Source organism: Roseibium sp. M-1, from assembly GCF_054515675.1.
Genome location: NZ_CM137257.1, coordinates 6,177,585 through 6,192,469 on the forward strand (window position 1 = coordinate 6,177,585; position 14,885 = coordinate 6,192,469).

Annotated in this window: 13 protein-coding genes; all 13 read left to right on the forward strand. The window is 62.7% G+C overall.

The features are described from left to right. Window positions 1-210 precede the first annotated feature (210 nt). Window positions 211-678 carry a division/cell wall cluster transcriptional repressor MraZ gene (locus ACX3M4_RS27785; RefSeq protein ID WP_459356166.1) on the forward strand — a complete coding sequence of 156 codons (468 nt, stop codon included), beginning with the start codon at window positions 211-213 and terminating at the stop codon, window positions 676-678. Continuing rightward, the gene (gene rsmH, locus ACX3M4_RS27790) at window positions 675-1,715 is read left to right on the forward strand and encodes a 16S rRNA (cytosine(1402)-N(4))-methyltransferase RsmH (RefSeq protein ID WP_459356167.1); all 1,041 of its coding nucleotides are present in this window, start codon (window positions 675-677) and stop codon (window positions 1,713-1,715) included. The genes ACX3M4_RS27785 and rsmH overlap by 4 nt, the downstream gene beginning before the upstream one ends. Window position 1,716: 1 nt before the next feature. Next, entirely contained in the window at window positions 1,717-2,070 is a 354-nt protein-coding gene (ftsL, locus tag ACX3M4_RS27795) for a cell division protein FtsL (protein ID WP_459356168.1), read from the forward strand. A gap of 10 nt (window positions 2,071-2,080) precedes the next feature. Then, window positions 2,081-3,793, forward strand: a complete 1,713-nt coding sequence (locus ACX3M4_RS27800; protein WP_459356169.1) for a peptidoglycan D,D-transpeptidase FtsI family protein — start codon at window positions 2,081-2,083, stop codon at window positions 3,791-3,793. Between the two features lie 101 nt (window positions 3,794-3,894). Continuing rightward, on the forward strand, window positions 3,895-5,364 hold the full coding sequence (locus ACX3M4_RS27805; RefSeq protein ID WP_459356170.1) for a UDP-N-acetylmuramoyl-L-alanyl-D-glutamate--2,6-diaminopimelate ligase: 1,470 nt from the start codon (window positions 3,895-3,897) through the stop codon (window positions 5,362-5,364). Then, entirely contained in the window at window positions 5,361-6,791 is a 1,431-nt protein-coding gene (locus tag ACX3M4_RS27810) for a UDP-N-acetylmuramoylalanyl-D-glutamyl-2,6-diaminopimelate--D-alanyl-D-alanine ligase (RefSeq protein WP_459356171.1), read from the forward strand. Before ACX3M4_RS27805 ends, ACX3M4_RS27810 begins: the two co-directional genes overlap by 4 nt. 10 nt (window positions 6,792-6,801) lie before the next feature. After that, window positions 6,802-7,884 carry a phospho-N-acetylmuramoyl-pentapeptide-transferase gene (gene mraY / locus ACX3M4_RS27815; RefSeq protein ID WP_459356172.1) on the forward strand — a complete coding sequence of 361 codons (1,083 nt, stop codon included), beginning with the start codon at window positions 6,802-6,804 and terminating at the stop codon, window positions 7,882-7,884. Window positions 7,885-7,888: 4 nt separating this feature from the next. Then, on the forward strand, window positions 7,889-9,292 hold the full coding sequence (gene murD, locus ACX3M4_RS27820; protein WP_459356173.1) for a UDP-N-acetylmuramoyl-L-alanine--D-glutamate ligase: 1,404 nt from the start codon (window positions 7,889-7,891) through the stop codon (window positions 9,290-9,292). Between the two features lies 1 nt (window position 9,293). Beyond that, window positions 9,294-10,451, forward strand: coding sequence for a putative lipid II flippase FtsW (gene ftsW, locus ACX3M4_RS27825; RefSeq protein ID WP_459356174.1), 1,158 nt, complete (start codon window positions 9,294-9,296; stop codon window positions 10,449-10,451). 16 nt (window positions 10,452-10,467) lie between these two features. Continuing rightward, a complete protein-coding gene (murG, locus tag ACX3M4_RS27830; RefSeq protein WP_459356175.1) occupies window positions 10,468-11,574 on the forward strand; it encodes an undecaprenyldiphospho-muramoylpentapeptide beta-N-acetylglucosaminyltransferase in 1,107 nt (368 codons plus the stop codon). Next, window positions 11,571-12,971: a UDP-N-acetylmuramate--L-alanine ligase gene (murC, locus tag ACX3M4_RS27835; protein ID WP_459356176.1), complete on the forward strand. Its 1,401-nt coding sequence runs from the start codon at window positions 11,571-11,573 to the stop codon at window positions 12,969-12,971. The genes murG and murC overlap by 4 nt, the downstream gene beginning before the upstream one ends. A gap of 11 nt (window positions 12,972-12,982) precedes the next feature. Beyond that, window positions 12,983-13,954: a UDP-N-acetylmuramate dehydrogenase gene (gene murB / locus ACX3M4_RS27840; RefSeq protein ID WP_459356177.1), complete on the forward strand. Its 972-nt coding sequence runs from the start codon at window positions 12,983-12,985 to the stop codon at window positions 13,952-13,954. A 1-nt stretch (window position 13,955) separates the two neighbouring features. After that, window positions 13,956-14,882, forward strand: a complete 927-nt coding sequence (locus ACX3M4_RS27845) for a D-alanine--D-alanine ligase (protein WP_459356178.1) — start codon at window positions 13,956-13,958, stop codon at window positions 14,880-14,882. Window positions 14,883-14,885: the final 3 nt, after the last annotated feature.

Sequence of the window (14,885 nt, forward strand, 5' to 3'; positions counted from 1 at the left end):
ATTCCATTGACCGCCCATGAAATCCCATGGTATCCCATAATTACCCAGAACGGGGAGTGCGGGCCCATTTCAGCAGGGTCATGGACATCGCCTTTACGGTCCGGCAAGGGCCGGTTTCGCAAATTGCATGTCCTGGCAGGTGCCGGCCTTCTTTCCAGTCATGGGTGATCAAGGGATCAGAACGGGTGGGGACCCGTTTCGAGGGGATGAATGGCCGGCTTTGTTTCTCACTTTACCAACCGGCTGGATGCCAAGGGTCGCGTGTCGATCCCGGCGCCCTTCCGTGCGGTATTGGCGAGAGATGGATTTGAAGGTCTTTATTGCATTGCTTCTTCCCATTGTGCGGCGGTTGACGCTGGCGGCGACGACCTGCTGGCCGAGATCAACAAGCGCTCGGAAGCCTTCGCAAAACTCTCTCCCGATCATGACGCACTGGCCATTGCCCTCTTCGGGGCCAGCGAGAACCCGCGGATCGACGGGGATGGCCGCATGACCATTTCAGACATGATCCGCGAGCACACGGGGTTGACCGACGAGGTCACCTTCGTCGGCATGAATTACAAGTTCCAGATCTGGGAACCGCAGAAGTTTCGCGAGTATCGCGCAGAGGCCCAACGGCGTGCGCTCGCGATGCTGTCGGGGCAAGTCCCCGCACCCTCTCAGGGAGAACCGGCATGATGGCGCTCGGCGACAGAGATCTATCTGCTGCCGCTGGCGGGCCCGATCGCCACGTGCCGGTTCTCCTGACGGAGGTGCTGGAATGGCTCGCTCCGCAGCCAGATGAGGTTGTTGTCGACGGCACATTCGGTGCCGGCGGCTATTCCCGCGCCCTTCTGGAGCGCGGTGCCCGTGTGATCGGTATCGACCGGGATCCGGACGCAATCGCCGGCGGGCAGGAGCTGGTCAAGGAATCCGATGGGCGGCTGACGCTCGTGCCGGGCCAGTTCGCGGATCTTGAGACCCATGCCCGTGACAGCGGTTTTGACGGTGTCGACGGCGTGGTGCTCGATCTTGGTGTGTCATCCATGCAGCTCGACGAAGCTGATCGCGGCTTTTCCTTCATGCGTGACGGACCTCTCGACATGCGCATGGAGCAGGCAGGGCCTTCCGCCGCCGATGTCGTCAACGAGTTGCCGGTAAGGGACCTCATCCGGATCATCGGTCTTCTGGGGGAAGAAAAACGGGCGACGTCCGTGGCGCATGCCATCGACAATGCCCGCAAGGAAAAGCCCTTCAGCCGGACGGTCGAACTGGCGAACCTGATCGAGAAGGTGCTCGGCCGGTCTCCCAAGAAGGCCCAGATCCATCCCGCGACCCGCACCTTCCAGGCGCTCCGCATCTATGTGAATGGCGAATTGCATCAGGCGGCAAGGGCGCTGGGCGCGGCAGAGCGCATCCTGAAGCCGGGCGGGCGCCTGGTTCTGGTGAGTTTCCATTCCCTGGAAGACCGGATCGTCAAGCGGTTCTTCCAGGATCGTACAAAGACCCGTGGTGGCGGGTCGCGTCACATGCCGGAGGAAGAGGTTCCGCCGGCAACTTTCGAATTGCTCACGCGCAAGGCGGTCGAGGCCGCTGCTGCTGAGACAAACAACAATCCGCGGGCGCGGTCCGCAAAGCTTCGGGCCGGGCGGCGGACCGAAGCGGCGGCGCGCGAACTGGACATCCATCAGGCGGGTGTGCCGCGTCTTGCGGATTTTCACGGACTAGGGGGCTGAAATGGTTCGAACACTGAACATCCTCTTCATCCTGGCGGTCGTGATCGGCGCCGCGACTGTCTATGACATGAAGCTGGCCGCGACGAAATCCGCGGAGAAGGTTGCCGAGCTGCAGCAGCAGATCGACGAAGAGCGCGACGCCATCCGGCACCTCAAGGCCGAATGGAGCCTTCTCAACAAGCCGGACCGGCTGCAGACCCTGGTCGAACGCTACAATGATTATCTCCTGCTGGAGCCTTTGGACGTGAAACAGATCGTGACACCGGAAGATCTGCCGGCCCGGCCGGTGATGCTGGAGCCGATCGGCGGAAATCAGATAGGCGGCTATGCCGGCGCCCCGTCGGTCATTCAGTGAGGAACCGGTCATGACCTTGGCAAGTGAACCGGCAAGCTTCCTTCAGGTGCGGCGTGCGCAGCCGCGGGTCTCCCGCAGCTCCGTCTCCTCCAGCGCGGTAAAGTCCCGCGTCTATGTGGCGATGCTTGCCTTCGCCTTTGTCTATGTCGCCATTGCCGGCCGGCTGGTGATGCTGGCGCAGATGGAAGAGGAGCCCTCGCGTGCCTGGATTTCGGCGCAGGATTCCGTGTCGGCTTCGCGCCCGGACCTGCTCGACCGCAACGGCGAGATCCTCGCCACCGATATCAAGACCGCCTCGCTCTACGCGGAGCCGCGCAAGATCATCGACGTCGACGAGGCCGTGGAAGGCCTGATCCGGATCGTGCCGGATCTCGACCGGAGCCTCGTTCGCCGCCGCCTGGAAAGCGGTGCCGGTTTCGTCTGGCTGAAGCGCGAAATGACGCCTCAGCAGGCCGAACGGGTTCATAATCTCGGACTGCCGGGCGTCGGCTTCCTGTCGGAAAACCAGCGGTTCTATCCGGGTGGGCCGACGGCGGGCCACATCGTCGGCTCGGTCAATGTCGACAATCAGGGTTTGGCCGGGATCGAGAAATACATCGACGATGCCTGGCTGTCGGATCTGCGCAATCTCGGCTTTACGGCTGACCGCACCATGGAGCCGGTCCGGCTTTCCCTCGATCTGCGCGTTCAGCATGTCGTGCGCGATGAACTCGTCAAGGCGATGGAGCGCTATCGCGCTATTGCCGCTGCCGGCATCGTTCTGGACGCAAAGACCGGTGAAGTCGTCGCCATGTCGTCGCTGCCCGACTACGATCCCAACGACCGCGCCCAGGCGCTGGAAAAGGACCGTCTCAACCGGGCGACCGGCGGCGTCTTCGAAATGGGTTCGGTGTTCAAGACCTTTACCACCGCCATGGCGCTGGATTCGGGCGCCGTGTCCATCAACGACAGCTTCGATGCCACGCGGCCGATTCGGGCAGGCGGGCGCACGATTTCGGATTTCCACGGCAAACACCGGATTCTTTCCGTGCCGGAAATCTTCATCTATTCTTCGAACATCGGCACGGCGAAGATGATGCTCGCGACCGGCATCGCCCGTCAGCAGGACTTCATGAAGCGCCTGCACCTGACCGATCGCCTGGTGACGGAACTGCCGGAGAACGCTGCGCCGCTGCTGCCGCAGAAATGGAATGAGCTGGCGGCAATGACCATCTCCTTCGGCCACGGCATTTCGGTGACACCGATGCAGACTGCCGTCGCTACCGCTGCACTTGTCAACGGTGGCATGCTTCTGCCGCCGACCTTTCTGCCGCGCAGTCAGGAAGATGTGCAAAGCCTTGGAAAACAGGTCGTTTCACCGGAAACCAGCCGCATGATGCGCTATCTCTTCCGGCTGAATGTTCTGTCCGGCTCCGGCCGCCGCGCAGACGTGCCGGGCTACACGGTCGGCGGCAAGACCGGTACGGCGGAAAAGATCGAGAACGGCCGCTATGTCAGCAACAAGCGCCGCAATTCGTTCCTGTCCGCGTTCCCGATGGACGATCCGCGCTATGTGGTTCTGGTGGTTCTGGACGAACCGAAGTCGGAAAAGGAAGGCGTCGGTGCAACGGCCGGTCTCAACGCCGCTCCCGTTGTCGGATCGATCGTTCGCCGGTCCGCTCCGATGCTCGGTGTCATGCCGCGTTTCGGCAAAGGGGATGAACCGATCGAGATTTCCTATTAAGGAGAGAGATTCGAAGCCTTGAGCACCGGCGGGGTCGCAGCCGAAATCCGGGTTCAAACAAGCTTCAGGAATGACGACGCACAACCGGATGATCGGGTGAAATGGATCTTGAATACATTGCCGCCGGCCTAGACCTGCCAGATGCGGCCAAGGGGCTCAAAATATCGGGGCTGACCGCGGACAGCCGCAAGGTACAGCCAGGATATCTCTTTGCCGCCTTCAAGGGCGCTTCCGTCGACGGGACACAGTTTGCCCCGGGCGCAACAGCGGCCGGGGCCGTTGCCATTCTATGTGCCGATGACGCGGTTGAAGCCGTGCGCGCTGCCTGTCCCGAAAAGGTCGCGGTGATCGGGGCTCATGAGCCGCGCCAGGCTTTCTCCTTCATGGCCGCAAGGTTTTACGGCGCCCAGCCGGACACGATTGTTGCCGTCACCGGAACGGCAGGCAAGACGTCCGTCGCCCATTTTACCCGCCAGATCTTTCAGGCGGCCGGCCACCCGGCTGCAAGCCTCGGTACGCTTGGCGTGGTCAAGCCGGACGGATCCAGCTACGGCGGCCTGACGACGCCGGACCCGGTCGCTCTGCACAAGCTGCTCGCCGGGCTCGAAGAAGAAGGCATCAATCACGCCGCCATGGAGGCGTCCTCACACGGTCTCGATCAGTACCGGCTCGACGGGGTGCGCCTGACGGCTGCTGCCTTCACCAATCTCGGCCGCGACCACATGGACTATCATCCGACGATCGAGGACTACCTGCGCGCCAAGCTGCGGCTCTTCGCCGTGCTGCTGCCGGCCGGCGGCACCGTGGTCTACGACCCGGGTGAAAAATATACCGATCATGTCTTGGCCGTCGCTCAGGAACGCCGTCTGCCGGTGCTGACAGTCGGCGAAACCGGCCGCGACCTGACGCTGACCGGATTGAAGCCTGTCGGCGCCGGTCAGGAGCTGACGATCCAGACCAAGCGCGGCGAATACAGGGTTACCCTGCCGCTGATCGGACGCTTCCAGGTGTCCAACGCTCTCATCGCGGCAGGTCTTGCCATAGCCGCCGGCATCGATACGGGAACGGCGCTCAGGGCCCTTGAGAACCTGAAAGGTGCTCCGGGCCGGCTGGAGCTGGCCGGCAAGACGCCGAAGGGCGGTCTGGTCTTTGTCGACTATGCCCATAAGCCGGATGCGCTCGACAATGCGCTGGCGGCTCTGAAACCCTTTGCAAGCGGCAAGCTCTCCGTCGTCATCGGAGCGGGCGGCGACCGGGACCCGGGAAAGCGCGAGTTGATGGGGGCCGCTGCCGCCCGGCATGCGGATCTGGTCATCGTCACCGACGACAATCCGCGCTCGGAAGACCCGGCGACCATCCGCAAGGCCGTTTTGAGCGGTGCGCCGGACGCGCTTGAGATCGGTGACCGCTATGATGCGATTGCCGAGGGTGTCCGCCGCCTCGGCCACGGCGATATCCTGTGTGTAGCCGGAAAAGGCCACGAAACGGGCCAGATTGTTGGCGACACAGTGATTCCCTTTTCCGATCACGAAGCCGTTAAGCGCGCGATCAGCCTTGAAGGAAACACATGAGCGAGCCGCTTTGGACCCTGGACGCCTTTGTGGAAGCTGCCGGTGGCAGCTCCAAAGGCGACGTTGGCGCTGAGGTCACCGGAATATCGATCGACAGCCGCAGCCTGGAGCCTGGCGATGCCTTCATCGCCATCAAGGGTGACCGGCTGGATGGGCATGATTATGTCGCTGCCGCGCTCCAAGCCGGTGCCTCGCTTGCCCTTGTTGCCGGGGATCGCCTGGCGAATCTGCCCGAAGACGGACGCTACGTGGTTGTCGACGACCCGCTGGAAGCCATGCGCAGGCTTGGCATTGCCGCGCGGGCGCGGACGAATGCCCGCATCGTCGCGGTTACGGGGTCCGTCGGCAAGACCGGCACCAAGGAAGCGCTGCGGTTGTCACTGGCGCCATCGGGCAAGGTGCATGCCTCTGTTGCTTCCTTCAACAACCACTGGGGCGTGCCGCTGACGCTGGCGCGCATGCCGGCGGATACGGATTACGGTGTCTTTGAAATCGGCATGAACCATGCCGGCGAGATCTCGCCGCTTGTGAAGATGGTGCGCCCGCATGCGGCCATCATCACCACCGTGCAACCGGTGCATCTGGAATTCTTCGACAGCGTCGAACAGATCGCCAAGGCCAAGGCGGAGATCTTCGACGGGCTGGAGCCAGGCGGCGTCGCTATCCTCAACAAGGACAATCTCCAGTTCGACCTCCTGAAGTTCCTGGCCGCGACCGCCGGTGTATCGAAGATCCACACCTTCGGGGAAGATCCGACCGCGGACAGTCACGTCGAGAAAGCCGTAAGCTATCCGGCCGGCTCCAGTGTCGATGCTGTCATTCTGGGTCAGGAGATGACCTACAAGATCGGGGCTGCGGGCAAGCATCAGGTAAAGAACAGCCTCGCGGTTCTGACCGCTGTCGTTGTTCTCGGTGCGGATCTCGCCAAGGCGGGCCTCGCGCTCGACACGATGCGCGCGCCCAGGGGCCGCGGCGAGGTAACTCGGCTGCCCATGCAGAAGGGTGAGCTCAACCTGATCGATGAAAGCTACAACGCCAATCCGGCCTCCATGCGGGCGGCGCTCTCGGTCCTTGGCGAAGCACCGGTTACGCGTCCGGGCCGCCGCGTCGCCGTGATCGGCGACATGCGGGAACTTGGAACCGATGCCGACCGGTTGCACGCGGAACTCATAAAGCCGATCACCGAGGCCGATATCGATGCGGTCTATTGTGCCGGCCCGCATATGCACGCGCTGTGGAAGCAGCTTCCGCACGATCTGCGCGGCCATTACTGCGAAGACGCAAAAGATCTGGAAGACGTGCTTTTGGGCGACGTACGGGCCGGCGATGTTGTTATGATCAAGGGATCGCTCGGAACCCGTATGGGCCCGCTTGTCGAGGCCTTGAAAAGAGAATATCCGCCTGCGGACGACACCGCGGCGGCATAAGGGGCATTGTATGTTTTACTTTTTGGGGCAATTCGCGGAGCAGATTTCGGCACTGAACGTGTTCCGCTACATCACGTTCCGGACGGGCGGTGCGATCATGACCGCGCTGTTTTTTGTTTTCCTGTTCGGGCCGAAGATCATCGCCAGCTTGCGCATCCGCCAGGGGCACGGCCAGCCGATCCGCGCAGACGGCCCGGAAAGTCATCTGCTCAAAAAGGGCACTCCCACAATGGGCGGCCTGATGATCCTCTCCGGTGCGCTCGTCGCGGCGCTGCTGTGGTCGGATCTCTCCAATCCTTACGTCTGGGTGGTCATTGGCGTCACGCTCGGGTTTGGCGGCATCGGCTTTTATGATGACTATCTGAAGGTGACCAAGTCCTCGCACAAAGGCTTCGGCGGCAAGGCCCGGCTCGGTCTGGAATTCCTGATCGCCGCCACAGCCGCTTTTGCCGTCACCCTGCTGGACGGGTCTGCCTCCTCCGAAGCGATCACCTTTCCCTTCATCAAGGATTTCACACTCAATCTCGGCCTGGTGTTCATTCCGTTTGCCGCCTTCGTCATGGTGGGTGCTGGCAATGCGGTGAACCTGACCGACGGTCTCGACGGTCTTGCCATCGTTCCGGTGATGATCGCCTGCGCTTCCTTCGGCCTGATCGCCTATCTTTCCGGCAACGCGGTCTTTGCCAGCTACCTGCAGATCCATCATGTCGCCGGCACGGGCGAACTGGCCGTTATCTGCGGCGCGGTGATCGGTGCAGGTCTCGGTTTCCTCTGGTTCAATGCCCCGCCTGCCGCCATTTTCATGGGCGACACCGGCTCGCTTGCCCTTGGTGGCATGATCGGTGCCATCGCGGTCGCCACCAAGCATGAGATCGTACTTGCCATTATCGGCGGTCTCTTCGTGCTCGAAGCCGTCTCCGTGATCGTGCAGGTCTTTTCCTACAAGCTTACCGGCAAGCGCGTCTTCCGAATGGCGCCGATCCACCACCATTTCGAGATCATGGGCTGGACGGAAAGTCAGGTCGTGATCCGCTTCTGGATCATTTCCGTCGTTCTCGCCCTTCTCGGCCTCGCCACGCTGAAGCTGAGGTGAGTGCATGATCCCTGTCACCACATTCGAGAACAGGAGGGTCGCGCTCTTTGGCCTTGGCGGGTCGGGGATGGCGACCGCGCGCGCGCTGAAAGCAGGCGGCGCCGATGTGGTGTGTTTCGACGATAGCGAAGCGCGGGTCTCGCAGGCCGAAAGCGAAGGCCTCAGGACGCAGAACCTGCGCGAGCTCGACTGGTCCGACGTTGCTGCCCTGGTGCTGGCGCCCGGCGTGCCGCTGACCCATCCGGTGCCGCACTGGTCGGTGGATCTGGCCCGCGACGCCGGTGTCGAGATCGTCGGTGATGTCGAGCTCTTCTGCCGCGAACGGCGCAAGCAGTGCTCTGCGGCGCCTCTGATCGCGATCACTGGCACAAACGGCAAATCGACCACAACGGCGCTTATCGCTCATCTCCTGAAGGAGCTTGGTCGCGACGTCCAGATGGGCGGCAATATCGGCACGCCGGTTCTGGAACTGGAGCCGCTGCAGCCCGGCCGCCACTATGTGGTGGAATGCTCCTCCTACCAGATCGACCTGGCACCGACGCTCGATGCGACCGTCGGCATACACATGAACCTCTCGCCCGATCATCTCGACCGGCATGGGTCGATGGAAAACTACGCCGCCATCAAGGAACGGCTGGTGGCCGGGGCCAAGGTTGCCGTCGTCGGGGTCGACGACCGCCTGTCCTCTGCCATGGCCGACCGGCTGGAACTGGCGCGCAAGCCCGTCTGCCGGATCGCGGGCGAAAAGGAACTCACCAACGGCATCTATGCCCGCCATGGCCACTTGATCGAAGCCCGCGATGGGGCGCAGGCCGAGGTGGCCCTGCTTGGCGGCATCGACAGCCTGCGCGGCGATCACAACGGCCAGAATGCGGCCGCCGCTTTTGCCGCCCTCCGGGCGCTGGAACTGCCGGTGGCGAAGATCGCAGCGGCTATGAAAACCTTCCCGGGCCTGCATCACCGCATGGAAGTGGTGGCCAAGCAGGGGCGGGTGCTTTTCATCAACGATTCCAAGGCGACCAACGCGGATGCCGCCGCGCGGGCCCTCGCCAGCTTCGAGCGGATCTACTGGATTGCCGGGGGCCGGGCCAAGGCGGGCGGAATTTCCTCGCTGGACGAATATTTCCCGAAGATCGCCAAAACCTTCCTGATCGGCGAAGCCGCCCAGGAGTTTTCCAAGACGCTGGAAAACCGCGTGCCCTTCAAGATAAGCGGCACCTTGGTGCAGGCGGTCAAGGATGCTGCGGCGGAGGCGGCCGAAGACGGGGCCGAGGAAATCGCCATCCTGCTCTCGCCAGCCTGTGCAAGCTTCGATCAATTCCCGAACTTTGAACTGCGGGGCGCTGCTTTTGTAGATGCGGTGCGTGCCTTGCCTGATGCTGAAAACACTCAGGAGGAGGTAGCGTAAGATGGTATCGCGCGCCGATCGCAGCCGCTTTGCCGAATGGCTCTGGACCGTGGACCACTATCTTTTGGCCGCCTTCAGCCTGCTGATGGTCGGCGGCGTGGTCCTGTCTTTCGCGGCGAGCCCTCCGGTGGCCGAGCGTATCGGCGTCGAGACCTTCTACTTTGTCAAGCGTCAGGCCATGTTCCTGATACCGGCGCTCGCCATCATGCTGGCGGGATCGCTGATGACGCCGCGCATGGTGCGCCGGGCCGCGCTGATCGTCTTCGTCGTCGCACTGTTACTGATGGTCGCGACACTCTTCGTCGGCTTTGAGGCCAAGGGCGCACGGCGCTGGATTTATCTCGCTGGTTTCTCGATGCAGCCTTCGGAATTCCTGAAACCCGCCTTCGTCGTTCTGATCGCGTTCCTGCTGTCGGAAAGCGGCCGCCGGCGCGAGGTTCCGGGCGTCCTTTTTTCCTTCGTCCTCTTTTCCATCTGTGCCGCGCTGCTCGTCGCCCAGCCTGACTTCGGCCAGACGATGCTTCTGGGGCTGGTCTGGGCGGGACTGTTCTTCCTGAACGGCATTTCCTGGCTCATCATCATGGCGCTCGGACTGATCGGCATTGTCGGCCTCTTTGCCGCCTATGCCTTCCTGCCCCACGTGACAAACCGCGTCGACAGGTTCCTGGATCCGAGTTCCGGCGACACCTTCCAGATCGACACCGCCAAGGATTCGTTTCTGGCCGGCGGCTGGCTGGGACGCGGTCCGGGCGAGGGGACCGTGAAGCGCATCCTGCCTGACAGCCACACCGACTTCATCTTTGCGGTGGTCGGCGAGGAATTCGGCGTTATTGCCTGCCTGCTGCTGGTGTCGGTCTTCGCCTTCATCGTGCTGCGTGGCCTGCGCCACGCCGGGCGCGACCAGGATGCCTTCAGCCGCCTGGCGACCGCCGGTCTGACTGTGCTCTTCGGCCTGCAGGCGACGATCAATCTCGCCGTGAACCTGCATCTGATGCCGTCCAAGGGCATGACGCTGCCCTTCATTTCCTATGGCGGCTCATCGCTGCTTTCTTCCGCCATGACGGCCGGCGCTATCCTGGCGCTCACCCGCAGGCGGCCCCAGCCGTCGCGCGGTGACGTGGTCACCGTCAGCCGGTTGTCACCCTCTTCGTTGATGTAAGGCCAAAAGCCGATCCATGAGCAAAACAGTTCTTTTGACGGCCGGCGGTACAGGCGGCCACCTATTTCCCGCACAGGCACTTGCCAGCGAATTGAACCGTCGCGGCTGGACCGTGGAGCTGGCAACGGACGAGCGCGCCGACAAATACGGCACCGCCTTTCCGGCCCGCAAGGTGCACATCATTGCGTCGGAAACCATCCGCGGCCGCAATCCGCTGCTGCTCGCCAAGACCGCGCTCCGGCTGTTTTTCGGCACACTGCAGGCGCGCAAGGTCATCAAGACCCTGAAGCCGGACGTGGTCGCGGGCTTTGGCGGCTACCCGACCTTTCCGCCAATGTTCGCCGCCCGCCTGACCGGCACGCCGTCGGTCCTGCACGAGGCCAACGGCGTCATGGGCCGTGCGAACCGGATGCTGGCCAAGGGCGTCACCGCCATTGCCACCAGCGTGCCCATTGAAGGCCTGCCGGATGACTTCACAGCGAAGCTGACCGAGACCGGCAATCCGGTCCGGGATGCAGTGCTTGAGGCCGCGGAACTGCCCTACGACGCGCCCCGCGCCGGTGGTGACTTTCGGCTGCTGGTCTTCGGCGGGTCCCAGGGGGCCAGGTTCTTTTCCGATCTCGTGCCGCCGGCTGTCGAAAAACTGCCCACCGAGATCCGAGTACGTCTGCGCATCGTTCAGCAGTGCCGGCCGGAAGACATGGAACGGGTGCAGGAAATCTACAAGGGCCTCGGTGTTCAGGCTGAATGCGCCCCCTTCTTCCAGGACATGCCCCAGCGCATCGCCCAGGCTCACCTGGTGTTCTGCCGCTCGGGCGCGTCCTCCGTCAGCGAACTCAGCGTGCTCGGACGCCCGTCGATCCTGGTGCCGCTTCCGGGCGCTATTGACCAGGACCAGGCGGCAAATGCCAAGGTTCTGGAAAAGGTTGGCGGAGCCTGGCCGATCCGCCAGGTGGATATGCATCCGGAGCGGCTCGCCAAGGAAATCACAAGGTTCATGAACGCACCGGAGATGCTCGGTGAAGCGGCGCACAATGCGCGCAGCGTCGCCCGGCCGGACGCGGTGAAAAGACTTGCCGACCTCGTCGAGAAGGTCGCTTTGAAACAAGGAGAACGGCCATGAAGATGCCGCAGGATATCGGCCCGGTTCATTTCGTCGGCATCGGCGGCATCGGCATGAGCGGTATTGCCGAAGTGCTGAAGACCCTCGGCTACACGGTTCAGGGCTCGGACATGGCGGAGAATGCCAACGTGCAGCGCCTGCGCGACAACGGGATCAAGGTCACGGTCGGTCATGCGGCCGAAAACCTGGGCGATGCCGAGGTTCTGGTGGTCTCGTCCGCGATCAAGAAGGACAATCCGGAGCTGGTCGCCGCGCGAGAGAAGCTGATCCCGGTGGTGCGCCGGGCGGAGATGCTGGCCGAGCTGATGCGCTTCAAGCAGGCGATTGCGATTGGCGGGACCCACGGCAAGACAACCACCACCTCCATGGTGGCGGCCCTACTGGATGCCGGCGGCCTTGATCCCACGGTCATCAACGGCGGTATCATCAACGCCTATGGTACCAATGCCCGCATGGGCGAGGGCGACTGGATGGTGGTGGAAGCCGACGAGAGCGATGGCACCTTCGTCAAGCTTCCGGCGGATATCGCCATCGTCACCAACATCGATCCGGAACATCTCGACCATTACGGCGACTTCAACGGCGTCCGCGCCGCCTTCCGCCAGTTCGTGGAGAACGTGCCCTTCTACGGTTTTGCCGTGATGTGCCTTGACCATCCGGAAGTGCAGACCATGATCGGCACCATCGAGGACCGGCGCGTCATCAGCTACGGCGCCAACCCGCAGGCCGATGTGCGCTTTACCGATGTCTCCATGGACGGTGGCAAATCGATCTTTTCCGTCACGCTGCGCGACCGGCGCAGTCAGGAGGTGATCGAGCTCAAGGATCTTGTGCTGCCGATGCCTGGACTGCACAATGTTTCCAACGCAACGGCTGCCATCGCGGTTGCCTCGCAGCTCGGCGTCGAACCGGAGGCGCTGCGCAAGGGGCTTGCTGCCTTCGGCGGCGTCAAGCGGCGCTTCACCCACACCGGCACGGTGAACGGCGTGCAGGTCTTCGACGACTACGGTCATCACCCGGTGGAGATCAAGGCGGTGCTGCATGCCGCGCGCGAATCCACCAAGGGCAAGGTGATCGCCGTGATGCAGCCGCACCGCTACACGCGCCTGCATAGCCTCTTCGACGATTTCTCCAACTGTTTCAACGATGCCGATGCGGTGATCATCGCGCCGGTCTATGCGGCGGGCGAACAGCCGATCGAGGGCGCAAGCCATGGCGATCTCGTCTCGGGCATGAAGACCCGCGGTCACCGGAACGTACGCACGATTGAGGGACCGGAAGAGCTTCCGGCAATCGTCAAGGAGCTGGCCGAACCGGGCGATTTCGTCGTCTGCTTGGGCGCCGGCAACATCACGCAGTGGGCTTACGCCCTGCCGAAGCAGCTCGAAGAACTTTAAGGGGAGGTCGCATGGAGTTCCCCGATCTGCTGGAGACGCATCCGGAGCTGAAGGACGGCATCCGCGGCAAGCTGACGGTCAACCAGCCGCTATCGGCGGTGACCTGGTTCCGTACCGGCGGCCCGGCGCAGCTGATGTACCAGCCTGCGGACGAAGACGACCTGTCGGCCTTCCTGAAGAAGCTGCCGAAGGACATTCCCGTTCTTCCCGTCGGCCTCGGCTCCAACCTCCTGATCCGCGATGGCGGTCTGGAAGGTGTCGTCGTGCGTCTCAGTGCCAAGGGCTTCAGCGCCATCGAGGAAATCGGAGGCAACCGCTTGAAGGCAGGGGCTGCGGTGCCGGACAAGCGCCTGGCAGAGGCAGCCGCCAATGCCGGCCTTGGCGGCTTTGCGTTCTACACAGGCATTCCCGGCGGCCTTGGCGGGGCCCTGCGCATGAATGCGGGCGCCCATGGCACGGAAACCCGCGAGCGCATGGTGGAGCTCACCGCAATCGACCGGGACGGCAACCGCCATGTCCTCGCCAATGCCGACATGGACTATGCCTACCGCCACTCGGGCGCTTCCAGGGATCTGATCTTTACCTCCGCGGTGTTTGAGGGCGTGCCACAGGACGAGGCTTCCATACGCCAGGAAATGGCCGATGTGGTTGCGCACCGGGAGAAGGCTCAACCGATTCGCGAAAAGACGGGCGGTTCGACGTTCAAGAACCCGTCCGGCACCTCCGCCTGGAAGGAAGTCGATGCGGCCGGTTGCCGAGGCCTGACCGTCGGCGGGGCGCAGATGTCGGAAATGCACTGCAATTTCATGATCAACACCGGTACGGCCACAGGGCACGACCTGGAGCTGCTGGGCGAGACCGTGCGGGCACGGGTGCTCGCCCATAGCGGCATCCGTCTGGAATGGGAAATCAAGCGCCTCGGCCGCTTCGGCGCAGAGGGAGCGGTCGCGCCGTTTCTGGGGCAAGCAGGGGAGGCCGCTTAATATGGCTGCAAAACATGTCGCCGTCCTGATGGGTGGATGGGTGAACGAACGTCCTGTCAGCCTTGCCAGCGGCAAGGGCTGCGCGGATGCGCTGGAAGAAGCCGGTTATCGGGTGAGTCGCGTCGATGTCGACCGCGACATCTCGGCTGTTCTTAAGAACCTGAAGCCGGATGTGGTCTTCAACGCCCTGCACGGTCCCTTCGGCGAGGATGGTTGCGTTCAGGGAATTTTAGAAGTTCTTAACATTCCTTACACCCACTCCGGCGTCATGGCATCAAGCCTTGCCATGAATAAAGTGAAGGCAAAAGCGGTGATGGCGGCAGCCGGAATTCCGGTTGCCGAGCACCTGATCGTTAACCGCCACGAGATCGGGCGGGATCATCCGATGGCGCCGCCCTACGTGCTCAAGCCCATCAACGAGGGGTCGAGCTTCGGGGTGCTGATTGTCAAGGAAGATCAAGAGTTTCCGCCTCAGGAACTGGGCCGGGCCGACTGGCCGTACCCGGACGTTCTCATGTGCGAAAAGTTTATTCGCGGGCGCGAACTCACCTGCGGCGTCATGAACGACACCGCCCTTGGGGTCATCGACATCGTGCCGTTGGGTCATGGCTTTTACGATTACGATGCAAAATATGCACAAGGCGGTTCAAAACACATTCTTCCTGCAAAAATTTCACCGATTGTTTACCAAACCGTAGAGACACTAGCGGTTAAGGCGCATCAGGCTTTGGGTTGCCGCGGTGTTTCGCGGGCTGACTTCCGATTCGACGAGAAAGAAGACGGAACCGGAACCCTGATTTGCCTAGAAGTGAACACGCAGCCAGGCATGACGCCGACTTCCCTTGTGCCCGAAATGGCGGCTCACAAGGGGATGAGTTTCAAGGACCTGGTCAGTTGGATGGTTGAGGACGCGAGTTGCTGTCGTTAGGTC

Bases quoted from the DNA above. Each gene is read 5' to 3' on its own strand.
- murG (WP_459356175.1), top strand. From the start codon at position 10,468: ATGAGCAAAACAGTTCTTTTGACGGCCGGCGGTACAGGCGGCCACCTA.
- ACX3M4_RS27845 (WP_459356178.1), top strand. From the start codon at position 13,956: ATGGCTGCAAAACATGTCGCCGTCCTGATGGGTGGATGGGTGAACGAA.
- ftsW (WP_459356174.1), top strand. From the start codon at position 9,294: ATGGTATCGCGCGCCGATCGCAGCCGCTTTGCCGAATGGCTCTGGACC.
- ACX3M4_RS27800 (WP_459356169.1), top strand. From the start codon at position 2,081: ATGACCTTGGCAAGTGAACCGGCAAGCTTCCTTCAGGTGCGGCGTGCG.
- rsmH (WP_459356167.1), top strand. From the start codon at position 675: ATGATGGCGCTCGGCGACAGAGATCTATCTGCTGCCGCTGGCGGGCCC.
- ftsL (WP_459356168.1), top strand. From the start codon at position 1,717: ATGGTTCGAACACTGAACATCCTCTTCATCCTGGCGGTCGTGATCGGC.
- ACX3M4_RS27810 (WP_459356171.1), top strand. From the start codon at position 5,361: ATGAGCGAGCCGCTTTGGACCCTGGACGCCTTTGTGGAAGCTGCCGGT.
- ACX3M4_RS27785 (WP_459356166.1), top strand. From the start codon at position 211: ATGGCCGGCTTTGTTTCTCACTTTACCAACCGGCTGGATGCCAAGGGT.
- murB (WP_459356177.1), top strand. From the start codon at position 12,983: ATGGAGTTCCCCGATCTGCTGGAGACGCATCCGGAGCTGAAGGACGGC.
- mraY (WP_459356172.1), top strand. From the start codon at position 6,802: ATGTTTTACTTTTTGGGGCAATTCGCGGAGCAGATTTCGGCACTGAAC.
- ACX3M4_RS27805 (WP_459356170.1), top strand. From the start codon at position 3,895: ATGGATCTTGAATACATTGCCGCCGGCCTAGACCTGCCAGATGCGGCC.
- murD (WP_459356173.1), top strand. From the start codon at position 7,889: ATGATCCCTGTCACCACATTCGAGAACAGGAGGGTCGCGCTCTTTGGC.
- murC (WP_459356176.1), top strand. From the start codon at position 11,571: ATGAAGATGCCGCAGGATATCGGCCCGGTTCATTTCGTCGGCATCGGC.